The following is a 6,660-nucleotide window of genomic DNA, read 5'->3' on the forward strand; positions in this document are numbered from 1 at the left end:
CGACTGTAAACTCGCCTGAAATTCCGAAACTTAGCTGTCCTCTGGGGCCGCTAGGGATTGGGATAAAGCCTGCACCCTGCGCATAGCGCGGGTGTCGGGTAGTTTACTGCGCTCCCATCTGAAGAAGTGCCGAAGAGGGGATCCCTCAGCCACTACTCAGATGTGACCGGCCTTTGCCAAGAGGGGAAAGTGACCGCCGGGCCAGGTGTGATGGCATCCAGCTTCACACCCGCTCTGGCTATCTTTTCGACCCATTTCCGCAAGGCAATGGCAATCGCCGTGCCCGTCTCTATGGCGGTTTTTGGGAAGATCGAGCCCGTTTTCTGGCGGAAGTTGCAGAAGACGTGATCAGAGTTCGGGGCACCTGACGAGTGAGGGTGAGGTTGTCTCCAAGCAATGCCTATCCCCTGCGCGCCTTCGGCCATGGGGTGAAGTCTCAATTGCTTTCCCCTCTCAAAGGCGGTCAATTGCATCTGCGCCACGGCACCACCCCTATTCCAACGGCAATCTTTTGTCAGCTCCATCCACAAAAGCCCCAGCACTCTTCAGGGCTTGAGTTCTTTTTGCCCCCATCACCTTTTGGCAAGGGCAGGAACATCTCTTGAGGGAGACGAGGTTTTTCCTTCGGAGCTGCTGGCTCAAGGAACAGGAGAAAAACCTGTCTTCAAAAAAGCCTCCGACTTTCGGTTGCAGGAGTACATCACAAGGGTATGATCTTAAGAGAAGGATGTAGGACATTAAAAAATGTCAGATATACCACCACAACCTTTAACCGGGAAGGCTCTGCTCCAGAAGGTCGAAGCTTTGGGGCATCTTCCGCGCCGAGAAACGGCAAAGCGATGTGGCTATGTAACCATGACCAAGACCAACAAGCCTCGCGTCAACTTGAATGAGTTCTATGACGCGGTGCTGGCGGCAAAAGGTCTGAGTCTCAGCCCAAGTTCCAGCCGGGACAAGCGCGGTCGTGAGCCAACCTTTCGGGTCAGCGTTCACAAAAATGGGCAGTTGATCATTGGGTCGGCCTACACCGAAAAAATGAATCTCAAGCCTGGGGATGAGTTTGAGATTCAGCTGGGTTACAAGCACATTCACCTCAAGCAAGTGCTAAACGGCCAGGGGGTGGAGGAGTCAACCCCAAGCAAAGAAGCTTCCCCCAAAGCGACTCGCGGTCGCCGAAAAAAAACTGCTGGGGCTTGAACCTCTCCTGGGGTTGAGGAGAAGGGATCCAGTTGACGAACTGTCACTGCGCAGCTTTCTTCCCGCTTTGCCCTCTTTAAGATGGGATCCAAAGCCTAGGTTCACCGATCTTGCTGACCCTAGATAAGGATCCCTATGCAACAGAAGGTTCAGCCACCCCTCAAGTTTTTGCCGCCGCGATTGACGCCTTGGGTCGTTCATTTCGCTCAAGCAGGCTTGCCCCTTTGGTTGCGATGGACCAAAGGGATCCCTCGCGTTGAAGTAGAGGGGGGAGAGCGTTTGGCTCAGCTTTATCAGCAGTTTGAGGCGGGCAAGATTCGCCTGCTGGTGGCGTTTCGACACCCGACCCTGGATGATCCCCCCTGCTTGATGTACTTGTTTGCCCATCTCCTGCCGCAGGTGGCCCAACGCCAGGGGATCCGCTTTCGGGGCCGGCCCCACGTTTTGTTTGTTTATGACCGCGGCCTACCTCTGTGGCTGGGATCCGTTGCCCGTTGGGGCTTGCCGCGCTTGGGCGGGATCCCGATTTTGCGAGGCCGTCTGGATCGGGCAGGGCTAAAAAGTTCTCGTGAGCAGTTTGTATCGGGCCGATATCCGCTGGCGGTAGCTCCAGAAGGAACGATCAACGGTATGAGCAGTCTTCTCAACCCGTTGGAGCCGGGGGTAGCCCAGATGAGCTTTTGGGCGGTGGAGGATCTGCACAAGGCGGGACGGCCAGAGCAGGTGCTGATCTTGCCGGTAGGCCTTCGCTATTCCTACCTGCGGGATCCCAGTGCCGCTCTGAATAGATTGCTCAGCCGCATGGAGGCCGATTGCAAGCTGCCGCCCACGCGCTCGGCTCACGCCGGTCAAGCCTTTTTGCTGGCCCGTATCCTTCGCTTGGGAGAACACCTGCTCCAGGTCATGCAGACCTTCTATGAGCGCTTCTATGCCCCTGCTCTTCCTGCTGCAGATAGAGCCCAGGTTAAAGAGGGGGATCTGTTGGCGCGTCTTCAAAGCTTGTCAGATCTGGCCCTGCGGGTGGCCGAGCAACATTTCGGCCTAGAGCCTCAAGGAGACTTCATCGAGCGGCGGCACCGCATCGAACAGGCGGGCTGGGCCTGGATCTACCGCGAAGATATTGCCGATATTGCTGGTCTCTCGGCTCTGGAGAGGGGGCTGGCCAATCGAGTGGCTGCTGAGGCCAGTTTTCACCTCTGGCACATGCGCTTGGCGGAAACCTTGATGGTGTTTGCGGTGCGCCCTGTACCTGAGCAGCCCAGTCTAAGTCTAGACGAGTTGGCGGAAACCGCCCTGCGCCTCTGGAGTCTGCTGGCTTGGATCAAAGGAGAAAATCCCGTCGGAACTGCTCCCCCCCGCTTGGGCCCCCGCCTGGCGCGTTTCAGCATTGGGGATCCCCTCTCGGTTTCCGAACGCTGGCCCGCCTACCAGGCCAACCGCCGACAAGCCGTACAAGCCCTCACCCAAGATTTACAAGCAGAAATGGAGCGGCTTATCAAAGGGATCCCGTGCTCCCCTGCGGTCCTCCCTGCTGTCTGACATGCCTAGTCGGCTCAGGGGCAAAAAGTGTAACAATTCCTGAGACATCTTGTGAGATATTTCGTGAAAGTAAAACGAACTTTTGCATTATCTGACAAGCAGGTGAAGGAAAGGGGAAGTTTCTGGCTCTTGGGGTAGAAAGGGGGCAGAAAGGAAGTGAGGCTCGTTGGCTTGGTCTATGTCTGATGAGCTGCTCCGCGCCATTCGCAGACGCGACCTGGAGGCCGCCACTTCAGCCGTGCAGCATTTGCGTTCTCGCCATTTAAGTGAAGCTGTGATCACCTCGATGGTGATGGTGGCCGTGGAGCGGTTGGCATGGGATGAAGGCGACCGGGCCGCCGCCAGTTGGTTACTGCGTCGCTGCTCCAGACGACGGCGCTGAAGGGATCCCCCCTGGCCCAGAGGTCATTGCGATACTTCCCCTTTCCCTGGATCCGAGGGGCTTCCCGTGTCAACCTGCCCACAAAGCTCTATCCGCAGAGGGATTAGCTTTCTTCCTTGCCCTTGATCATCTTCTCAATTTATCATCTTCTCAATTTGCTCTTTGCGGAACTCGCGACTGGCATTCTCTTGCCCATCGGTTACCACAACCATCACAACCTTGGCCGGGCGATCTGCCTCGCTGAGTTCGCTGAGGCTCTTTTCTAGGTCGATGATGCCGCGCCCCATGGCATCCAGCAAGGGAGTAGAAGCTCGCGGCACGTAGGTCTCGCGGGTCAGCTCAGGGACCTCGGCAATTGGCTTGAAGCGGTGAATGACTTCATAGGGATCCTGGGAGTCGAACTGAACCAAGGTAAGGGTGGCACTTCCTCTACGGCATTCTCTTTGCCTATGACTCGGATCAAATCGAAGCGGCTGCCGAGCCCACCCTTGCCGAGATCGCCAAGCTGATGCGCGAGCGCACCAACCTCAGCATCCTCGTGGTCGGTCATACCGATGCGACCGGCAGCTTCGACTATAATCTGGGTCTCTCGCGACGCCGGGCCGAGGCGGTTGTCAACCGGTTGGTTCAGCTGGGTATCGAGCAACGTCGACTCTATCCGGTTGGTGTGGGGTTCTCTGCTCCTGTGGCCAGCAACACCACTGAGGAAGGCCGGGCGAAGAATCGCCGCGTGGAGTTGGTGGATCTGGCCGGTGGCAAAATCCCCTAGAGGGGAGTTTCCAGGTCTTGGGGCAGGACGGGTATCGCCGAAAGTCTGGACACTGCGGCTGCGGCGAACTAGTTTAGAGGCAACTCTTTACTTCTAAGCTATTTCAAGGGGTGGGATCCATGCTTAGGCCCAGTCTTTTGTTCTCCGGCTCGGCTTTGTTGGGTTTGCTGTCTTTGCCGTTTTTGATTGGCGAAGGTGGCTGGTTGACCTCATCTCGTAAGAGCCAGAGTCCTGTCACTGAGGTTTCTCTACAAGCTTGGGAGCACTCTCTGCCGTCATCCCAGACCTTGTTTGAAGATGAACCAGGTTCTGAATCTTGGCTCAGGCGGCAAGCCCAACTGCAAGAACGGGTACAACAGCTTGAGCAGCGCTCTCTCGCTCACCAGCAGCAGGTCTATCAATGGCTTGCGCAACAGGCAGATCCCCAGCCCGCCGGGGTTGTTGGCCGTTCCAACCCAAGCCTTGCCGTGCCGGCACGGCCTCGGCGTCAGGATCCCACTCTCTCTCAATCCTCTGCTCCGGCGGATCTTCCCAATGAGCTGGCGCGGCTAACCCAGTCCATCCAACAGGAGCCGGGAAACGCGCAGCTTTATCTGCAACGGGCGCAATACTTCTGGCGGGAGTCTCAAGAAGATCCTGCTGCTTTACCGCAGCCTGAGCATGCTTCTGCCATTGCTCGCTTGATGCGCTCTGCTCTGCGGGATCTGGATATTGCTATTGCTTTGGATCCCTACCTGGCTGAAGCCTATTTGCTCAAGGCCAAAATCCAACACGAGCGTTTGCAAGAACCTGAGCAGGCTCTGGCAACCTTGTCTCCTCTGGATCGGATTGCCTATCACAACCCGCAACTGCACTTGATCCGCTCCCGCATCTGGGCCGAACAAGGCCATCTGGAATCGGCGTTTGATGTGTCGCATCTGGCGATTGAGCTGGCCAAGCAAAATCAAAGTGCTGCCGATCTTTTCGAGGCCTATGTCCATCGCGGCCTGATGTGGGCCAGCATCTGCGACTTCAATTTGGCCGTTCAGGATTTCAGCCGGGCTATCGAGGTGCAGCCCCAGCGGGCTGAAGGTTACTACCACCGCGGTATGGCGCGCGCTTACCAGGGAGAGGATAGGGCTGGTGCCGCTTCCGATTTGGGTAGCGCTTTGATGTTGTGGCGGGCTTCCGGCACGGGATCCCCGGGGCTGCTGGAATATGTAGAAGCGGTGCGGAGGGAACTGTTGCGGTAGCTCAGCTCTGGCGGGGTTTTTGCTGAGGATCTGAAGCGCTGGGTTTGGGGTCTTTGCCCAGGAGCATTTGGCAAGTTCGTCCAAGCCAGGCCAGGATGGTAGAGCCATCTGTTACCTAGGGGGGCTTGAACGCCCCCCTGAAGAGAACCCAGCCAAGTGATGAGCCGAAGACAACTGACCATCTCCGTATCCTCTGTAGCCCTGGTGGTGGCCACAGGGATGCTGTTGTTGCTGCTGTGGCAACTGCGCAGCTTGGTGCTGACGGTGATGATCGCGGTGGTGGTGGCGGCAGCGCTGGCTCCCCTGGTGGATCTGGCCGAGCGATTACGCATCCCCCGCTGGCTGGGGGTTGTGCTGGTGTATTTGAGCCTAATTGCCGGGATTGCCGGCTTGGCTCTGCTCATTGGCCCAACGGTGGTAACTCAGACCCAGCGGTTGCTAGCGAGGTTGCCCTTCTATCTGGAGCGACTACAACTGCTGGTGGACACCTGGATTGCTGATCTGGCGGGGGTGGATCCGGCGGCGCTGGACTACTTAAACCAGTTGCTCGATCCTCAGTCGTTGATGAGCTGGGCAGTTCGCTCGGGACAACGGGTGCTGGTGCAGTCTTTCGACTTCACCCGCGGTTTGCTGGGTGGTCTGCTAACCACGGTGCTGACCCTCTTCATTTCCGGCTACATGCTGGTGAGCGGCTCTGACTTGGTGCGGGGCTTGGTGGAGTTGTTTCCTTATCCCTGGAATGACCGGCTGGCTCAGCAGGTACACCCGATGGCCCAGCGCATGGGGGGCTACATCCAGGGGCGGGTGCTGGTCTCTGCCATTTTGGGCGTGATGATCACCGTCTCGCTTCGCTTTCTGGGCCTGTCGGAGTTTGCTCTGGCGCTGGGGGTGATCGCCGGGTTTACCAACTTGATTCCCTTTATCGGGCCAGTACTGGGATCCCTGCCCGCTTTGGTGGTGGCGATTGTGCAGGGGGGCTGGACTTTTTTGTGGGTGCTGATCCTATATGTTGCCGTTCAAAACCTGGAAACCTATGTGTTGGATCCTCTGTTGGTGGGATCCTCAGTGCGGGTGAAGCCCTTGTATCAGTTGCTGGCGGTGCTGGGGGGCACCCAGTTGTTGGGTATTGTTGGGGCGGTGATCGCCCCCCCGTGGGTGGCGGGTATGGCGGTGCTGCTGGAGAACCTCTATCTGAAGCCCAAGCAGGAGGCAGAGATTCGAGCTAGACTATGCGCTCGGGCTACCGAAGCTGCCGGTTCTTTGGCTTTGCCGGGGATGGATCCTGCCGACGCGAGCAGCCCAGAGCCATCTTTTTCCTCTCGTCCGAATGACTCGTCAAACGAGCCGGAAGGGTTGCCACAGAAAGAAAGTCTGATACATTTACGCTGAACACTGCTGACCATTACTGCTCAACGGTGAAGCGATAGCATCCTGTCCACTACTGAACAGGACGGCGGTATCCCGCAAAGCCCTGAGCATAACACCCAGAGCGCCTTGCCAATCTCGTGGTAGCCTATGGTTGCACTTTGGGCATCTAAACA

General features: G+C 57.4%; 8 protein-coding genes and 1 pseudogene. 7 read left to right on the forward strand and 2 right to left on the reverse strand.

Features of this window, described 5'->3' with window-relative positions; genetic code table 11:
* Positions 1-173: 173 nt before the first annotated feature.
* The 4 genes from NW840_RS09145 (at position 174) to NW840_RS09160 (ending at position 3,118) form a co-directional block, all read left to right on the forward strand.
* The gene (locus NW840_RS09145; RefSeq protein ID WP_414343797.1) at positions 174-368 is read left to right on the forward strand and encodes a hypothetical protein; all 195 of its coding nucleotides are present in this window, start codon (positions 174-176) and stop codon (positions 366-368) included.
* A 376-nt stretch (positions 369-744) separates the two neighbouring features.
* A complete protein-coding gene (locus NW840_RS09150) occupies positions 745-1,197 on the forward strand; it encodes an AbrB family transcriptional regulator (RefSeq protein ID WP_414343799.1) in 453 nt (150 codons plus the stop codon).
* Between the two features lie 135 nt (positions 1,198-1,332).
* Complete coding sequence (locus NW840_RS09155) at positions 1,333-2,736, forward strand: 1-acyl-sn-glycerol-3-phosphate acyltransferase (RefSeq protein WP_414343800.1); 1,404 nt, start codon at positions 1,333-1,335, stop codon at positions 2,734-2,736.
* A 178-nt stretch (positions 2,737-2,914) separates the two neighbouring features.
* A complete protein-coding gene (locus tag NW840_RS09160) occupies positions 2,915-3,118 on the forward strand; it encodes a hypothetical protein (RefSeq protein ID WP_041436260.1) in 204 nt (67 codons plus the stop codon).
* A 134-nt stretch (positions 3,119-3,252) separates the two neighbouring features.
* Here the strand turns inward: NW840_RS09160 and NW840_RS09165 are convergent, their stop codons facing one another.
* Positions 3,253-3,528, reverse strand: a complete 276-nt coding sequence (locus NW840_RS09165; RefSeq protein ID WP_414343801.1) for a hypothetical protein — start codon at positions 3,526-3,528, stop codon at positions 3,253-3,255.
* Positions 3,529-3,554: 26 nt separating this feature from the next.
* Between NW840_RS09165 and NW840_RS09170 the strand changes: the two genes are divergently transcribed.
* From NW840_RS09170 to NW840_RS09180, 3 genes are all read left to right on the forward strand, one after another.
* Positions 3,555-3,887 (forward strand): OmpA family protein, encoded by a 333-nt coding sequence (locus NW840_RS09170; protein ID WP_414343805.1) that lies wholly within the window; start codon positions 3,555-3,557, stop codon positions 3,885-3,887.
* A gap of 119 nt (positions 3,888-4,006) precedes the next feature.
* On the forward strand, positions 4,007-5,119 hold the full coding sequence (locus NW840_RS09175; protein ID WP_414343803.1) for a hypothetical protein: 1,113 nt from the start codon (positions 4,007-4,009) through the stop codon (positions 5,117-5,119).
* 159 nt (positions 5,120-5,278) lie between these two features.
* A complete protein-coding gene (locus NW840_RS09180) occupies positions 5,279-6,508 on the forward strand; it encodes an AI-2E family transporter (RefSeq protein ID WP_414343804.1) in 1,230 nt (409 codons plus the stop codon).
* Here NW840_RS09180 and NW840_RS09185 read toward each other — a convergent pair.
* Positions 6,500-6,660, reverse strand: a pseudogene (locus tag NW840_RS09185) (RNA-guided endonuclease TnpB family protein); the annotation flags it as partial. The gene NW840_RS09180 and the pseudogene NW840_RS09185 sit on opposite strands and share 9 nt — an antisense overlap.

This window comes from Synechococcus sp. R5-13 (assembly GCF_047462015.1).
In the GTDB taxonomy this organism is placed as follows: domain Bacteria; phylum Cyanobacteriota; class Cyanobacteriia; order Thermostichales; family Thermostichaceae; genus Thermostichus.